The 16806-nt window shown below is 37.2% G+C and carries 20 protein-coding genes; 19 read left to right on the top strand and 1 reads right to left on the bottom strand.

The genetic code is table 11. From position 1 onward, the window contains the following. The first annotated feature begins 115 nt into the window (after positions 1-115). From BUA88_RS16320 to BUA88_RS04175, 3 genes are all read left to right on the top strand, one after another. On the top strand, positions 116-616 hold the full coding sequence (locus tag BUA88_RS16320) for a nucleotidyltransferase domain-containing protein (RefSeq protein WP_072913106.1): 501 nt from the start codon (positions 116-118) through the stop codon (positions 614-616). Between the two features lie 238 nt (positions 617-854). Next, positions 855-1031 (top strand): hypothetical protein, encoded by a 177-nt coding sequence (locus BUA88_RS04180; RefSeq protein WP_176757607.1) that lies wholly within the window; start codon positions 855-857, stop codon positions 1029-1031. Further along, on the top strand, positions 1024-1647 hold the full coding sequence (locus BUA88_RS04175) for a Fic/DOC family protein (RefSeq protein WP_028246573.1): 624 nt from the start codon (positions 1024-1026) through the stop codon (positions 1645-1647). Before BUA88_RS04180 ends, BUA88_RS04175 begins: the two co-directional genes overlap by 8 nt. Before the next feature lie 469 nt (positions 1648-2116). Here BUA88_RS04175 and BUA88_RS04170 read toward each other — a convergent pair whose 3' ends face one another. Next, complete coding sequence (locus tag BUA88_RS04170; protein ID WP_072913101.1) at positions 2117-2629, bottom strand: SprT-like domain-containing protein; 513 nt, start codon at positions 2627-2629, stop codon at positions 2117-2119. A gap of 329 nt (positions 2630-2958) precedes the next feature. On the opposite strand from BUA88_RS04170, the gene BUA88_RS04165 reads away from it, so the two are divergent. The 16 genes from BUA88_RS04165 (at position 2959) to BUA88_RS04090 (ending at position 16804) form a co-directional block, all read left to right on the top strand. Further along, a complete protein-coding gene (locus BUA88_RS04165; protein ID WP_072913098.1) occupies positions 2959-5130 on the top strand; it encodes a beta-galactosidase in 2172 nt (723 codons plus the stop codon). Then, entirely contained in the window at positions 5127-5654 is a 528-nt protein-coding gene (locus BUA88_RS04160) for a methyltransferase family protein (protein ID WP_083572382.1), read from the top strand. Before BUA88_RS04165 ends, BUA88_RS04160 begins: the two co-directional genes overlap by 4 nt. 20 nt (positions 5655-5674) lie before the next feature. Beyond that, a complete protein-coding gene (locus tag BUA88_RS04155) occupies positions 5675-6091 on the top strand; it encodes a 2-thiouracil desulfurase family protein (RefSeq protein WP_072913126.1) in 417 nt (138 codons plus the stop codon). 81 nt (positions 6092-6172) lie between these two features. Beyond that, on the top strand, positions 6173-6514 hold the full coding sequence (locus tag BUA88_RS04150) for an arsenate reductase family protein (protein ID WP_072913094.1): 342 nt from the start codon (positions 6173-6175) through the stop codon (positions 6512-6514). 1 nt (position 6515) lies between these two features. Next, on the top strand, positions 6516-6734 hold the full coding sequence (locus BUA88_RS04145) for a hypothetical protein (RefSeq protein WP_200798844.1): 219 nt from the start codon (positions 6516-6518) through the stop codon (positions 6732-6734). A gap of 23 nt (positions 6735-6757) precedes the next feature. Then, on the top strand, positions 6758-7171 hold the full coding sequence (locus BUA88_RS04140) for an EamA family transporter (protein ID WP_072913092.1): 414 nt from the start codon (positions 6758-6760) through the stop codon (positions 7169-7171). 245 nt (positions 7172-7416) lie between these two features. Next, positions 7417-7920 carry a hypothetical protein gene (locus tag BUA88_RS04135; protein ID WP_072913090.1) on the top strand — a complete coding sequence of 168 codons (504 nt, stop codon included), beginning with the start codon at positions 7417-7419 and terminating at the stop codon, positions 7918-7920. A gap of 61 nt (positions 7921-7981) precedes the next feature. After that, positions 7982-8233 (top strand): heavy-metal-associated domain-containing protein, encoded by a 252-nt coding sequence (locus BUA88_RS04130; RefSeq protein WP_072913088.1) that lies wholly within the window; start codon positions 7982-7984, stop codon positions 8231-8233. A gap of 84 nt (positions 8234-8317) precedes the next feature. Further along, entirely contained in the window at positions 8318-8842 is a 525-nt protein-coding gene (locus BUA88_RS04125; protein ID WP_072913086.1) for a nitroreductase, read from the top strand. Positions 8843-8937: 95 nt separating this feature from the next. Next, complete coding sequence (locus tag BUA88_RS04120; RefSeq protein WP_072913084.1) at positions 8938-9438, top strand: hypothetical protein; 501 nt, start codon at positions 8938-8940, stop codon at positions 9436-9438. A gap of 178 nt (positions 9439-9616) precedes the next feature. Then, the gene (locus BUA88_RS15870; RefSeq protein WP_242939573.1) at positions 9617-9970 is read left to right on the top strand and encodes a topoisomerase DNA-binding C4 zinc finger domain-containing protein; all 354 of its coding nucleotides are present in this window, start codon (positions 9617-9619) and stop codon (positions 9968-9970) included. Positions 9971-10059: 89 nt separating this feature from the next. After that, positions 10060-11826 carry a DUF2075 domain-containing protein gene (locus tag BUA88_RS04110; protein ID WP_242939572.1) on the top strand — a complete coding sequence of 589 codons (1767 nt, stop codon included), beginning with the start codon at positions 10060-10062 and terminating at the stop codon, positions 11824-11826. 11 nt (positions 11827-11837) lie between these two features. Continuing rightward, entirely contained in the window at positions 11838-12158 is a 321-nt protein-coding gene (locus BUA88_RS04105) for a nucleotide pyrophosphohydrolase (RefSeq protein WP_072913082.1), read from the top strand. Between the two features lie 18 nt (positions 12159-12176). After that, complete coding sequence (locus BUA88_RS04100; protein ID WP_072913080.1) at positions 12177-12476, top strand: nucleoside triphosphate pyrophosphohydrolase; 300 nt, start codon at positions 12177-12179, stop codon at positions 12474-12476. Then, positions 12476-13627, top strand: a complete 1152-nt coding sequence (locus BUA88_RS15865) for an HNH endonuclease domain-containing protein (RefSeq protein ID WP_242939571.1) — start codon at positions 12476-12478, stop codon at positions 13625-13627. The genes BUA88_RS04100 and BUA88_RS15865 overlap by 1 nt, the downstream gene beginning before the upstream one ends. A 39-nt stretch (positions 13628-13666) precedes the next feature. Then, complete coding sequence (locus BUA88_RS04090) at positions 13667-16804, top strand: DEAD/DEAH box helicase (protein ID WP_330390186.1); 3138 nt, start codon at positions 13667-13669, stop codon at positions 16802-16804. The last annotated feature ends 2 nt before the right edge of the window (positions 16805-16806 follow it).

The following is a 16806-nucleotide window of genomic DNA, read 5'->3' as shown; positions in this document are numbered from 1 at the left end:
GTGGTGTCCCAATCGAAGATTCCGTCAGACCAATCACCTTCATCATAAATAAAGAGCAGAGACTATAAAAGCCTCTACTCATATATTAAGAATCGTTGTTTGTAGGAGTGACACAATGCTTACAGAATTACATGAAAAAGTATTGCTAAAGATATGTATGCTATTACATGATTCCGGTAAGGATGTTTGCTGGGGATTAACAGGAAGTACATCTTTTGCACTTCAGGGGATGGATTATGAGCCTCACGATATAGATATTCAGACTGATGAAGCAACGGCTTATATCTTAGGCGAGTTGTTAAAGGAATACGAGGTACAGCCTGTAACCTTTAGTGGTAATGAAAAGATTAGATCTCACTTCGGAAAGTTTTTAGTTGATGGAATGGAAGTTGAGGTTATGGGAGTTATTCAAAAAAAGCCAGCCGATGAATGGGAGAACATCATCCCGCTAGATACATTGCTTGATTATGTTGATTGGAATGGATATCAGGTTCCGGTGTTGAAACTTTCATATGAAGCTGAAGCCTATAGAAAGCTGGGACGTTTAGAGAAGGCAGAGCAACTAGAACGATTTGCACGGGAAAGACAACTTCAAGTTTGTCCAGCTTTTAATTGAATAATGAACATTACAAATGGCAGTTATCGAAAGATAACTGCCATTTTTTACTTTCAAAAAAATAAAAATATTTAAAGTTTTGAAAATGCGGCGTAAAAATTTACGTTGCACTTGCGTCGGGTTTAATAGTTTTCGCCTGTAAAAATGTATTTCTACACTAATTGAAAAGACTGCACGGATATAAATCGAAATATATGCCGATATATGTTAAAATATAATAGAAAAGGAGGCGGATATTATGACTAATGCTGACGCATGGAATTATGCAATAGGTATGATTAAAGTAGACGGTCTAGAGCCAACTAAAGATTTTAAAGAATATATAGAAAAAGAAAAACGTGGTGAAGTAACAATGGAGGATGCAAAGCGTTTTTTAGATAAGAAATATAAGATGAAGGAGTCCACAAATGCGTGATCCTTATCTTTATGAGGACGTTCCTGTACTAAAAAATATTCTTGGTATAAAATCTCAAGAATTGCTGGATGAAGCTGAGGCTGATTATGTTGTATATCGATTAAAAGATGTAGCAATTAATCCATTGCCGGGAGATTATCACACGGAACATTTTCTTAAGATGCATCAGGTTATCTTTCAAGATATATTTGATTGGGCGGGTTCGCCTCGAACTATTTCGATTTATAAAGAGGAAGATGTTTTAGGTGGACAATCTGTAGAGTATTCTGATCCGTTTGATATTGTTTCTGATATTCATCATGTATTGAAAGACATGAGAGAAAAAGAATGGGATGCATTTAATCATGAAGAATTAGCAAATCAATTCTGCGATTCTTTAGCAGCATTGTGGAAAATTCATCCATTTAGAGAAGGAAATACTCGAACTACAATAACTTTTTGCTGTCAATTCATTGAAGCACAAGGAATAATGATTAATCGAAAGCTTTTTGAAGAAAATGCTGGCTATGTTAGAACTGCTCTTGTTGCATACAATGCATTCTTTTCTGATGGAAGTGATTTTAGCAAAAAAGAGTATTTATATAAAATTGTTTATGATGCTTTTTCTGAGCAATAATGTGAACGTTGCAAAAAGTGTCGTAGGATAGCACACCACTACAGGCAGCAATTGCAAACAAATAGTTTGCAATTGCTGCCTGTAATAATGGGACAAGCCCAGCAAAACTGCAAGCAGTTTTGGGGGGCAAACAAATAATTTGCCACTTGTTAAGTCAAGAATGGGACTGTGGCTGGGCCACAGCACATTTAATGGCGTGGGGGCATGGATTACGGAAGAATGAATGATTTTGGCTTGCTGTTACGTAGTCATTTTTGTAGTTTGGGCTGGTTTTACGGAAGAATGGAACATTTGTGCATAGAATTCCGTAAGATTTTGGGTAGCTGGAGAGTCTAGAAGGTTTTTGTGCCTAAATCCCTACGGAATAAGAGCTGGTTTTGGCTTATTGTTCCGTAATGAGCTTTGATTTATCAAAAATGGCTACGGAAAAAGTGAATAGATTGGTCCAAAATTCCGTAAAATCAAATGTCTATGATACTGTTTTTTTAGACCAGGCTACGGCGCCGCATCTGGCACAGCCGTAGTATCTATAATTTCTTGTGAATTTACTGTCGCGCTTGCGGTAGATTGTGGCACCACAGTTGCCGCAGGTGAAGACATATTTGATGCTCATTTCTGAGCCTTCATAGTTCTCAACACCTTTTTCCTGTCCCTGGGTGACTCTCTTGATGTTATATCCATAAACATGGTTAACAACTTCGGCATAGTACTTCCATTTGCCAGTGTGGCGCATGCAACCTTTGCAGGTGTGGAGTAGTTCGTGGATGATTGTCTCCTTGCAGGCCTGCTCAGAGATGCGGTCGTCCGCAAGAAGGCGGGATGCAATTTCGATGGAGTAGGTTCCGTCGTGGTTTAATTTGCAGAGCCCCCAGCGTGTTTTTGCTCTTGTATTTATTGACCATGAGGAGATGGTACCTAGCTTGATGCCGAGGTGGGTTACCTCATGTATGCATTGTTCTCTTAATATTTTAAAATTTTTCATATTAAAATCTCTTTCAATAATATGAGCCAATTATATTGATTTTCCCTTTGAAATACAAATGCTAAACAGGCTTCTATTGAAGAACACAAGCATTTTACCTATCTTTTCAATGAGACAGACTATTTGATTTGGTTTAAAAATACATTTCTGATTGCCACGATGACAATGATTTTAACTGTAAGTATTTCAGCTATTTCTGCATATATTATTTCACGCTTTAGTTTTAAACTAGAGAAAAAGATGTTGATGTCAATGCTGATTTTACAGATTTATCGTCACATCTTTAGGCGGTGGCGGTGTGAAAGAATAAATTTAAGGAGAGTAATATAGTGGAGCACAAGCTTGATTTTACAAAAGCAAGAGAGCTTAAGATACATAAGCTTTCAGAAAAATTTTGGGGAACAAATCCAAGTGGAGGTGAGCTTGGATTTACCAATTATTACATGATGGTTGATGGTAAAGCTTTCTTCGCCATCAGCGGTGAATGCCATTTTTCCAGAGTTCCTGAAAATCAATGGGAAGACACAATACTTAAAATGAAGGCCGGTGGACTTAATGTGATAGCCACCTACGTTTTCTGGAATCATCATGAGGAAATCGAAGGTCAGTTTAGATTTGATGGCCGAAGAAATATTAGAGGGTTTATTGAACTTTGCAAAAAGCATGGCATGTATGTAATCCTTCGTATTGGTCCCTTCGACCATGGTGAGGTGAGAAACGGTGGTCTTCCTGATTGGTTATATGGAAAGCCATTTGATGTGCGCACTACAAACGAGAAATTTTTACATTACACCAGACTTCTTTATAGAGCCATTTATTCTCAGGTAAAGGGGTTATTATACAAGGATGGTGGACCAATAATAGCAGCACAGCTTGATAATGAATATATGCATTCCGCAGCACCTTGGGAGATGACACTTGGGACCTCCAATGAATGGACAAACGGTGGTACCGAAGGTGATGCCTATATGCTTGCCCTTAAAAAGATAGCAATTGAAGAGGGAATAGTCACACCTTTTTACACCTGTACAGGTTGGGGTGGTGCAGCTACTCCAACGGAGGAGATGATGCCTCTGTGGGGAGGCTATGCATTCTGGCCATGGATGTACTATGGAAATCCAGACTATAAGCATCCGGCCACTCCTGAATATATTTACAGGGATAATCATAATAATGATGTGTCTGCCACCTACAATTTTGAACCATTTTATAAGCCGGAGGATATGCCTTATGCTTGCTGTGAGATGGGTGGCGGAATGACAAGCTACTATAACTATCGCTTCCAGATTCCATTTGAGTCTGTAGATGCGATGGCAAATATCAAAATGGCTTCAGGCTGTAATTTCCTTGGCTACTACATGTATCGCGGTGGTAATAACCCTAAGGGTGAGCATGGACTATTTTTAAATGAGCATCAGTGCCCGAAGATTTCATATGATTACCAGGCACCTATTGGAGAGTTTGGGCAAATCAGACCAAGCTATCACAGACTTCGCCGAATTCATTTGTTTGCAAAACATTTTGGATATCGTATTTGCGATATGGTTACAATGCTTTCGGATGACAATATAGAAATCACTCCGGAGGATACAAGTAAGCTTCGTTATGCTGTAAGAACTGATGGTGACGCTGGCTTCTTATTTATAAACAACTATCAGGATCATGCGACACTTACAGATAAGAAGGACGAAACTATCATTATTAATACACAGGATAAAGAAATCAAAATAAGTAATATTTCCATTGGAGCTGGCGAATCAGCTATTTTGCCTATCAATATGGAGCTTGATGGAGTGAAGCTTTTATATGCTACTGCTCAGCCTCTTAGCAAAGTGGAAAAGGATGGCATAATTACCTATTATTTCTTTGAAATTCCTGGAATGAAGCCAACTTATTTATTCGATGGTGAAGAGCCTGTGATTGTCGAAGTAGGTAAAGACTTAGGAATTACACGAAGTGCGGGAGATAAGGAAATTAGATTTGTAACTTTAAGTACAAAGGAAAGCCTGGATTACTATGAATTTGAAACAGAAGAGGGGGTAAAGTTTCTGTTTTCTGAAACTCCTGTTGTCTGGGATGGAAATAACTTCAAGACAGAGCTGCACGATCAAAATGTCCGTGGGCTTCAGTGGAAGAGGTGCGGACAGAGTAGATTCACATTTACTATTCCAAAGCTTTCTGATGATGCAAAGGACACTATCCTTAAGATTGATTACAGCGGAGATGTTGCCAGCATTTTCAATGAGGCAGGCGAGCTTATTGAGGATAATTTCTGCAATGGGAATGTATTTGAAATAGGTTTGAAGGAAGCTGAGCTAAAGGAAGGAGATGTTCTTACACTCTACATCACACCACAAAAGGATGATGTAATGGTGGATGTATCCTCAACTATGGCAGGTCGTATGGAAAAGTCTACAGACCAGCATTTCGAGCTAAGAAGTATTGAATTGGCAGAGGTTATTGAAATAGTATGCTCTAGAAAAATACAAAGGGGAAAATGATGCTTAAGAATTACATGAAAGAAGGACAGAAGTTGCCACTTTTTGGGGTGGGACCATATATTGTCTATGGCATGGCAGTTGTGAATATTATAGGGATTATTCTATTTGGATATGTTTTCAAAATAGGAATACTGGAGACTCCATGGACTGTGGGTTTTCGTGTTATTGGAGGGATATTGATAGCTGTTGGTGTTGCGGTCTGGTATATTGGTGCAATGCGCTCAGATATGGATGATTCAATCACTGAAAACAAGTTGCAGACTAAGGGGATTTATTCCTGGGTAAGAAACCCAATGTACAGCGGATGGTGGATTGCTTTTACAGGTATCTTATTAATGTGGCATAATGTAAGTATGTTAATCCTGCCAGTGATTGATTGGCTCATTATGACAGTAGCATTAATCAATACTGAGGAGAAATGGTTACTTGATTTATATGGGGAGGAATATGTCCAGTACAAGAAGCGGGTTAATAGATGCATTCCGTGGAAGCGGGGAAGCAAAAATATAAAATGGAGTATATAAGTATGGTAAGAGAGGCAACAATGAAAATCATGGTTAGTGCATGCCTGCTAGGTCAGAATTGCAAATATAATGGTGGCAATAATTATAGTGAGAAGGTTGCCGAGTACATAAAGGGACATGAGGTTATTCCGGTGTGTCCTGAGGTGGCAGGGGGACTTCCTACGCCAAGGATTCCTTGTGAGATTGTGGATGGAGTTGTCACTAACAAAAATGGAGAAAGTAAGGATAAAGAATTTAGAACTGGTGCGCAGCTTAGTTTGCATAAAGCACTTGATGAAAAGGTTGATTTAGTGATTCTTCAGTCGAGAAGTCCTTCTTGTGGTGTGAAGCAGATTTATGATGGTAGTTTCACAGGAAAGCTGATTGATGGACAGGGCGTGTTCGCAGAGCTTCTGATTCAGAATGGAATTAAAGTGTTGGATTTGAAGGATGTTTAGGTTTGAGAAGGTAATGGGAGAATAAGTTAATTAAGTCGCCAGTAAAGGTTGAAATAAGGATATAGAAAGAGAGCCATTTGCATGAACATACAGATTTTTGGAACCAAGAAATGCAATGATACTAAGAAAGCAGAGCGTTTTTTCAAAGAGCGCGGCATCAAGTATCAGTTTATTGATATGAAAGAAAAGGGAATGAGCAAGGGTGAGCTTACATCAGTTGCAGCAGCAAATGGTGGCATCTCCAACCTTGTAAATCCTGATGCAAAGGATAAGGATGCAGTTGCACTTTTTCAGTATATTGCTGACGAGGATAAGCTGGAGAAGCTGCTTGAGTCTCAGCAGATTATCAAGACACCAGTGGTAAGAAATGGTAAGCAGTCTACAGTTGGCTATCAGCCAGATGTGTGGAAGAAGTGGGAGTAAAATGTACAAAATCGAAACATTCATACCAAAAGAATCACTGCAGGAACTTCGCCAGGCATTGTTGGATGTGGATGCAGGTCATATAGGAAATTACAGAGGATGCCTGTCTTATTATCCTGTGACAGGTGTATGGTTTTCAGATGAGGGCTCGAATCCTACAGTGGGTCAGCAGGGGCAGTGGAGCGAGGAGCCAGTGATTAATGTTATAAAACTTGATTAATTTATCTATAAGGGGGCGATGGTATGTGGCTTTTATTTGCGATATTGTCATCAGTATTTGCAGCATTGACATCAATCTTAGCGAAGGTTGGCATTGAAGGTGTAAATTCTAATCTTGCAACGGCTATACGAACAGCTGTGGTTTTGATAATGGCGTGGGGAATGGTTTTCCTGACGAATGCTCAAAGGGGACTTAGTGAGATAAGCACAAAGAGCTGGATATTTTTAATTTTATCGGGGCTTGCCACTGGCGCATCTTGGCTTTGTTATTATAAAGCATTGCAGATAGGCGAAGCTTCAAAGGTTGTTCCAATAGATAAGCTGAGTGTAGTGATTACACTTGTATTGGCATTCATATTCCTTCATGAGCAGGTTACACCTAAGTCTATTGTTGGGTGTATTCTAATTGGAGCAGGAACTTTGTTTTTAGTAATGTAATAGAATTGTCATGGTGATAGTTGTTTATTAAGAGGCTGATTAACTGCAGTCTCTTTTTTTAGCTATGAGTTAGACACAACTAACCAAACGTGCTATAATACAGTTAGAAGAACTAAGGAGGTGCGTACTATGACAGTAAAACAGATTGTCGCGGTTCTATTTCTTATTTCTGCCTTAGTATGGCAGCTGGTTTATAGGCATAGACATAAGTTTTAGAAAGTAGAATTGTTCTAGGAGGAAGAGTCATGATTTGGTATGTATTCGTAATTGAAGCAATCATATTTGCAGCGATTTTTACGACGATACTTTTTACCCTGTATCGAGGGGAGCGAATGTATCGCCCAGAATGTATACATAACTATCCTCCTGATATCCAGGAAGAGTACTTCAAGACTCATGAGAAGGTGGATGTATCTTACAAATCCAAGAATGTGGTGCTGGCAAAGTCTTGCGGGATATTGGTGTTCACAGCAATTCTTACTGTCTGCGCAAAGGTTGTCGGAGCAGCGACATTCTGGCAGGGATTTGGAATTGCCTTTGGGCTGATGGTGTGGATTGGCGCCTATGATACCTTCTTCTTGGACTGGGTGCTATTCGCTAATGTAAAGAAGTTCCGTCTGGAAGGCACTGAGCACATGGATAAAGCGTATCATCAAAAGTGGTTTCATCTTAAAGGCTGTATTTTCCCAGGACTCGTGTTTGCAGTGATACCAGCTGCGTTGGTGGGAGTGTTTATAGAGTTAATGTAGCAGCTGATTTGATATTTCCAGCATATCAAAGAATGATTGAATATATAAAGAGGTAGTAATTATGATTAAAACAACACTAAAAATCGATGGTATGATGTGTGGCATGTGTGAGTCACATATCAATGATGTAATTAGGAGAGTAGTTCCGGATGCACAGAAGGTGAAAAGCTCTCATACAAAAGGAGAGAGTACTTTTATCTCAGAGCAGGAACCTGATGGAGATAAGATTATTGCAGCAGTAGCTGAAACAGGCTACACTGTGCAGTCCGTAAATACGGAATCATATACAAAGAAGTTTCTAGGATTGTTTTAGGAACTATTGTGATACAATGATTTTAGTAGGTGGCACGATGTTTGAGAAAGGCGGTGCCTATGAAATAAAAAGGGGGATTACATTATGAACGAAACATTAAAGGTTTTAGAATCGAGAAGAAGCTGTAGAAAGTTTAAGCCAGATGCTGTAAAGGACGAGGAGCTTAAGGCAATTGTTAAGGCTGGTACATATGCAGCTACAGGTATGGGAAAACAGAGCCCAATCATTATTGCGGTCACAGATAAGAAACTCAGAGATGAAATTGCAGAGGAGAACAGAAAGATTGGTGGTTGGCCAGAAGGCTTTGACCCATTCTATGGGGCACCAGCTATTCTGATTGTTCTTGCTGACAAAGCGGTTCCTACTCATGTGTATGATGGTTCACTTGTTATCGGCAATCTTATGAATGCAGCAGAAAGTCTTGGTGTTGCAAGCATTTGGATTCATAGAGCAAAGGAAGAGTTTGAGTCAGAGTTTGGCAAGAACATTCTTAAGAAGCTTGGTATTGAAGGCGAGTATGAAGGTATCGGTCACTGCGCCCTTGGTTATGCAGAAGAGCCTGCAAAGCCAGCTGCTCCTAGAAAAGATAATTACGCATATTTTATTTAGGATTTTTGCCAGCTTTCAAATCTAATAGATGAGGGATGAAGCGAAAGCTTTCTTGAAGAACTATTAACATATTGATTAAGTAGTGAGGGGGGTCTATGCAAGAGAAGTTGAAAAAGATAAAAATGCTTTTTGGTGATGTAGATAACACATTGCTTTGCCTGAAAATGTACAATGAAGAAGGCAAGAGAGTCGTTGGTTTTGAGAGCCCGGAAGATTGGCTTAGGTACAATATCAACAACAATGCCTACATTAGATGCCAGGCACCTAGAGGAGTAAAGAATCTGATTGATGATTTGTATTTTAATCAGGGCGTGAAGGTCTATGGACTCACTGAATGTAGTAATTCTTTTGAGTACAATTCAAAGTATAATCGCTTGAGAGAATGCTACCCTGGTGTGTTTGAACATCATGGAGATTTGATATCTACTGAGAGCCGTCATAAGAAAGTGCTTATCATGAAGATGATTGCAGAACGTGATGGTATAAATATGGATGAAATCATGTTTATTGATGACAGCTATACGGAAATAATGGAGGCCTTTGGGGCTGGAATTCTTTCTATGCACACAACAGAGGTTATGGAAAGATTTATGTGATTTAAACAGGCAGAGCTTAATGCTTTGCCTGTTTTTTGAATTATTATGATGTGAAAAGATTGTGGAGTGAACAAATTAATCACAATGCAATGCTATAATTTCCCTACAAAACAGCTAATGTAAATGTGTAGGGGGATAAGTTAATGATAGATATGCTAAAAAAGAGATAAAACAGCAAGTGATTCGTTGTGATCAGCTGATAAATTACCTAAAGAGTCTGAAGACAGAGTGTAGAGATAGTACTAAGGCGATGCTGAAGACTGGTGAGCACTTGCTTGCAATGAATGATACTGAAAGGAACGATTACCTAAAGAAATATGCTGATTTGGTGGCCGAAGTAAATAACACTTCAAGCACTACTGATGAGGTGGTGGAAGAGAAAGTGGATGTAAATCGAGAGAACAATCTAATTTGTCCTAGATGCGGAGGCCAGTTGGTACTACGTACTGCTAAACAGGGAAGTAATGCTGGCAATCAGCTTTATGGTTGCAGTAATTATCCTAAGTGTAGGTTTATTAAAAATCTAGAGTAAAAATATTATATTAAGCCACAAAAGTTACCCCCTGTGATATACTAAATGTAGTATGTACAGGAGGGTATTTTGCATATGAGGGGGCAAATATGCCAGTAAATATGAGCAGCAAAGTGGCAAGTCCAATTATAAGACAAATTAAAGACAGTCGAGATGCGTTGGATTTTTTTGAAAGTGTTTTGCTTCCAGAAGAGGATGAGAAGACACAGAAAATTATTATGAATTATCCTACAGTCTATATCCATAATTGGAAAGCATCTGGAGACTTTGAAGTATACGTTGGTGAATCAAATGATGTTTTTAAAAGAACACGTCAGCATTATGACGCAGCTTCAGATAGAAGTGCCTGGCAGAGTAGACTATTAGAAAAGGATGCTCGTCTTTTTATCATTGGCCATGAGCACTTTAATAAATCACTTACACTTGATGTTGAAAACAGACTCATTCATTACCTGATGAGTGTTGATAAGGTAAAGCATGTTCATAATCAAAGAGGAAATCCTCAAAATAGCTATTATCCCATTGAAGAATTAGATGATATTTTTCAAAAGATTTGGAAAGGTCTGCGTAAGGAGAATAAGGAACTCTTTCCAACAGAAAGTTCAATAAAAGATTCTGCTATTTATAAGGCGTCTCCGCTGCATAAACTTACAAAAGAACAAGAAAATGCTAGAACATTAATCATTCAAAAAGTGATAAAAGCGCTTGAAGATAATGAAACTAAGCAACTTATTTTTATTGAGGGCGAAGCTGGAACTGGCAAGACTGTATTGAATAGCAGTACTTTTTATGAATTATATTGTCAGGCAGAAGAAGACAATAGAAAAATTGATTGCCATTTGTTAGTAAATCATGATGAGCAGATAACTGTTTATGAACAAATAGCAGAAAAACTTGGATTGACGGAAAAATATGGAAAGGTTGTATGTAAGCCTACCACTTTTATAAACAATCATTCAGAAGATAATCCAGTAGATGTTGCTTTTATAGATGAAGCTCACTTGTTGCTTACACAAGGTAAACAATCTTATCGTGGTCAGAATCAATTAAAGGATATCATTGATAGAGCAAGAGTAACAGTAGTTATGTTTGATGAGAATCAAATTTTGACTACAGAACAGTTTTGGGAATCACAGATTTTGGACGAATATCGAAATCAGGCTAAGGCAGTTGATAATTATATTGTTTTAGATAAGCAGCTTCGAATGCATGCAGATGCGGCAACTATAGATTGGATTGATTCTTTTACTAAGAAGGGTGAGTTAAAGAAAATACCAAGAGCATCTGAGGACTATACGATAAAAGTATTTGATTCTCCAGAACTTTTGGATAAGGAAATTAAGAAAAGAGCTAACGAAAGTGATTCGGCGCTATCGCGCGTAATTGCTACTTATGATTGGGAGTATAGCTCTATAAATCGTCCTGTAAATCATTTGATTAAGTATTGGGAAGTGCTTATCGGCGGATGGCATAAACCTTGGAATAGAGAATTAGAATCTGAACTTACTCGCAAAGAAAAGAGAGCTATCAACGGCCTGGCTTGGGCAGAACAACCACAGACAATTAATGAGGTGGGTTCGACATTTACAATTCAAGGTTTTGACTTGAATTATGCGGGGGTTATAATAGGACCGTCTGTTAAATATCGTGACGGAAAGATTATATTTGATCCATCTGCTAGCCATAATGATAAGGCTGTACGAAACAGAACATTGTCAGATGGAACAAAAAGAAAGTTTGGAGAAACTTTAATTCAACATGAGGTTAGAGTCCTTATGACGCGTGGAGTAAATGGTATGTATATATATGCATGTGATCCAGAACTTCAAGCAGAGCTTATAAAAGCATCAAAATAAGAGGGATGAATATGAGACAAGAAACGATAGACAGAATTAGAAAATTTACCGAAGATCGTGACTGGGACCAGTTTCATGCACCAGTTCATTTGGCAAAATCTATAGTTATTGAAGCAGCAGAATTACTTGAGTGTTTCCAGTGGGATAACGATAGGTTTGATGAGGAGCATGTAAAAGAAGAGCTTGCAGATGTGATGGTGTACTGTCAGAACTTAGCAGATAAGCTTGGTGTAGATCCAGATGAGATTATCAATAAGAAGATGGATCAGAATGAAGCAAAGTATCCTGTGGATAAAGCTAAGGGGAGCAGCGCAAAGTATACCGATTTATAATAATTGAAGAGGATAACTATGGGGAAGCTAGTACGAGACAGAATACCTGAAATTATTAAAGCTGATGGAAAGGAACCAATAACGAGAATCCTTTCACAGGAAGAATATCTTCAGGAGTTGGATATTAAGCTTAATGAAGAGGTTGCAGAATATCAGGCGGATAAATCAATTGAGGAGATGGCGGATGTACTAGAGGTATTGTTTGCTATCTGCGAGGCTAGGGGATATTCGATTGAGCATCTTATGGAAGTTAAGCAAAAGAAACAAGATAAAAGGGGCGGTTTTAAGAACCGAATATTTTGGGAAGGCAATAAATAATGAATAATGAGCTGAGCCTAAATATTGATGGAATATATTATAACAATTTAGATGTAGAAGGGTTTTCGCAAATGCTAAAGGACCCTTCTTATTGCTATAAGTTTTATTGGCTGGAAGCAATAGTAAAGCTGATATCCAGAGACATCGTACAAACATCTTTTAATGACATTATTGATGAGATGATTTGTAATGCATGGTATACAGTTTTAGAGTTTCATGTTCATTTAAGTGGCTTTTTACTTGGAGAACCAAGAGATGCTCTTGAACTTGCGGTTATCAAACTCCAAGAACTGAGTGAGTTAAGGTCTGATGCTGATGCAGTTATTATCAGAAATCAAATTCGTAAATACGATAATGAACTTCGTGAATATAAAAATAGATTAACAAGAAATGTGCCGTATAGAGCACTTTCAGGTTTCTTCGATAATGCAAAGCAAAATGTGGATTGGGGAAGAACTGGTGCGCTTATAAAGTACGCACAGCTTTTGAATGAGTCTACACCGCTACCATATGTTATTGGTGATACAGCAGGATTAAAACGTGAAGTAACTTTCAGTAGCGAATGGATAAAGCTGATTAAGGATAACACTGTTTCAATATTAGGATGGATTCAATTTGAAAAGGTCAAGTGGCTTCAGAGTAACAATCCAGAGGTTCCTAGTCTGGTTTATAAATTGGCGCCTATGGATGAAAAGATGCGCAAACTTAACCATGTTAGAGATTTATGGGAGCTAATTCTTGAACAGCAGCCAATAATTGATGTATTTAAAGGTACACCTATAGAAAAGGGGAAATACGATATCGACCATTTTATTCCATGGTCATTTGTAATGAATGATGAGCTATGGAATTTAATGCCGATGGATTCATCATTGAATTCAGCTAAAAGTAATAAGCTACCAGATTGGAATAGATTTTTTGGAAAATTTGCGTACAACCAGTTTATTCTTTATGGAATGATAAATAATGATAGTAATCCGCATATACGAAGCAGTTTTGAAAAATGCTATAAGGATAATCTGCATTCGATTTGGGCTAATCAGGAGTTATACCGAAGAGGGAATTCAAAAACAGAGTTTTATAATATTTTAGAGAAGAATATGCAACCTGTCTATGATAGTGCAAGGAGACAGGGGTATTTGGTTTGGTAGAATTTTAAAGATGATGGGTGAGATATACGTAGGTGCATTATGGATGAGATGAAGGCGGGATTATATGAAAAAGTAATAAATGAGCAACTTGAAAAAGTGCTCAATGAAGTACCGGATAATTGTAAGTATATAGAGAAAATCGATTCGGCAGAGGCTTCAAGCATATTGACAAATTATATATCTACAGTAATTAAGAAAAAACTCGATGGATATGAGGAAGAATCTTTAGAAAAACAAATTGAGTTGATTAATAAGATTGCTGTTGTCCTATCAGAAAATTCAGATGAAGAATATCAAGTTTCGGAAAATCCAAAACAACTATTGTCTTTATTATCTACCAATGATTATGAAGTGATGATTGGAACTAAGACAGCAAAAAAGGTAAGTAGACCGGAGACATCTATTGCAAGAAGTAGTTTGTTTACAGGAGCAATAAAGGAACCACAGATGATTTCAGAACTTAAAAAGGAGATTGAAAGTTCTGATAGGATTGATATGCTGGTATCTTTTATACGCTGGAGTGGTTTACGTGAGCTGATTGTGGAATTAAAAAAGTTTACTCAAAGAGGTGGTAAACTTAGAGTCATTACAACTTCATACATGGGGGCAACTGAAGTTAAATCTGTAGAGGAATTAAACAAACTCCCTAATACAACAATTAAGGTTTCTTATGATACAAACAGAACTAGGCTTCATGCAAAATCTTATATTTTCCATAGAGAAACAGGATATACGACTGCATATATTGGTTCATCTAACATTTCAAAGGCTGCATTATCAAGTGGCCTGGAGTGGAATGTGAAAATAACTGAGCAAGATATGCTGGATGTATTAGAAAAAGTTAATGCTAGTTTTGAAAGCTATTGGAATACGCCGGAATTTGAGACATACAATGAATCTGATAAAGGGAGATTAGTGAAGGCTTTAAATCTGGAAAATAATGAAACAACTCAAGGTGGATTTTCATTTTTATTTGATTTAAACCCTTATACATATCAGCAGGAAATATTGGATAATCTAAAGGCTGAAAGGGTCGTAAGAGGAAGGAATCATAATTTAGTTGTCGCGGCTACAGGTACTGGGAAAACTCTTATTGCGGCATTTGATTATCGCGAGTACTGTAAAAAGAATCCTAGAAAAGAAAATAAATTGCTTTTTATTGCTCATAGAGAAGATATTCTTAAACAAAGCATGGCGGCTTTTAGAGCAGTTTTAAAAGATCCTAATTTTGGAGAGTTATTTGTTGGTCAACATAGACCAGATGGATTAGAGCATTTATTTGTTTCTATACAAACTATAACTAGTCAAAGATTGTATGAAATAATAGATGCAGAATATTATGATTATATAGTTATTGATGAATTCCATCATGCGGCAGCGGATACTTATAATGCTGTATTAGAACATTTTAAGCCATGTATTTTATTGGGACTTACTGCAACGCCGGAACGTCATGATGGAAAAGATATACTAAAGTACTTCGATGGAAGTATAGCAGCAGAAATACGACTACCTGAGGCAATAGACAGAAAATTGTTATGTCCATTTCAGTATTTTGGCATTGCAGATACTGTTGATTTGGATGATATCCAATGGAGAAAAGGCGGCTATGATGTTAATCAGTTAACAAATGTCTATGCAATAGATAGAACAATAGCGGAGAAAAGAGCGGCCTCGATAATAGTTGCAATTGAAAGATACGTTGCAGACATGGAAAAAGTTTGTGGATTAGGGTTCTGTGTGTCAAAAGAGCATGCAAGATTTATGTCTGATTATTTTAATGTGCATGGAATACCTAGTATTAATTTGGATGCTGATTCATCGGAAAGAGTACGCGAAAAAGCAAAAAAGGATTTAAAGAATAATATTATTAATTATATATTTACAGTTGACCTTTATAATGAGGGTGTTGACATTCCAGAAGTTAACACGGTCCTTTTTTTAAGACCAACAGAATCCTTAACGGTTTTTTTACAGCAATTAGGTAGAGGGTTGAGATTATACGATGGTAAGGATTGTTTGACGGTATTGGATTTTATAGGTCAAGCAAATAAAAAGTATAGTTTTGAACAAAAATTTGAAGCTCTTCTTTACGATAGAAATCATAGCATCAAACATGAGATTGAACATGGTTTTGTTTCCCTTCCTAAAGGATGTTATATTGAATTAGAAGAGAAACCTAGAACAATAATTTTAGAGAATATTAAGCAATCATTTGGAAATAAAAATGCTTTAGTATCTAAAATTAGAACATTTACGGATGATTCAGATAGAGAACTAAATTTAGAAAACTTCTTGAAGTATTATCAATTATCAAAGAAGACAATATATCAGAAATATTCATTTGTAAGATTATGCGTTGAGGCAGGAGTTAGACAAGAGTTTGAAGAGCCGCTAGAAACTATAATTACTAAAGCCTTACCTAAAATTGCTCGAATAGATTCTAGACGTTGGATTGAATTTCTTCTTAAGAACTTATCTGATATTTCTGTAGAGAAGATTAAAGAAATGTCAGACCTCGAGAAAAAAATGATGCAGATGTTTTATATTACAATATGGAATACAGCTGCTGATTGGGATTGTGAAGAAACCATTAATAATATTCAAGAATTAGTAGAAAGTACTAATATGCTAGCAGAAATAATTCAATTGCTTCAATATAATCTTGAGCATATAGATTTTGTGGATGAATATTGTGATTTAGGATTTGATTGTCCATTAGATGTTTATTGTACTTATACGAGAGAACAGCTATTGTCAGCCTTTGAATATTATAATTGGTCTAGTGTTCAAGGAGGAGTAATATGGCTGCCACAAAAGCGGATAGATGTTTTGATGAATACCTTGAATAAATCAGAAAAGGATTATTCACCTTCTACTATGTATAGAGATTATTCAATAAATGAAGAGTTGTTCCATTGGGAAAGTCAGAATAAGACGTCCGAAACGTCAACTGTGGGCGCAAGATATATAAATCATAAACAACAAGGAAGTAAGGTGTTGCTTTTTGTAAGAGAGCATAGGAAAGATGAATATGGTACAGCTCCATATATGTTTTTGGGTACGGCTAATTATGTGAGCCATAAAGGCAATAAGCCTATGAGCATAATATGGAAACTCGATAAAAAGATTCCAGCAAAGTTTATTAAGAAGACTAATAAGCTGGTTGTAGGTTAATA

Origin of the sequence: Pseudobutyrivibrio xylanivorans DSM 14809, assembly GCF_900141825.1 — a bacterium.
Classification (GTDB): Bacteria; Bacillota; Clostridia; order Lachnospirales; family Lachnospiraceae; genus Pseudobutyrivibrio; species Pseudobutyrivibrio xylanivorans.
This window is presented reverse-complemented; position numbering and strand designations above follow the sequence as displayed.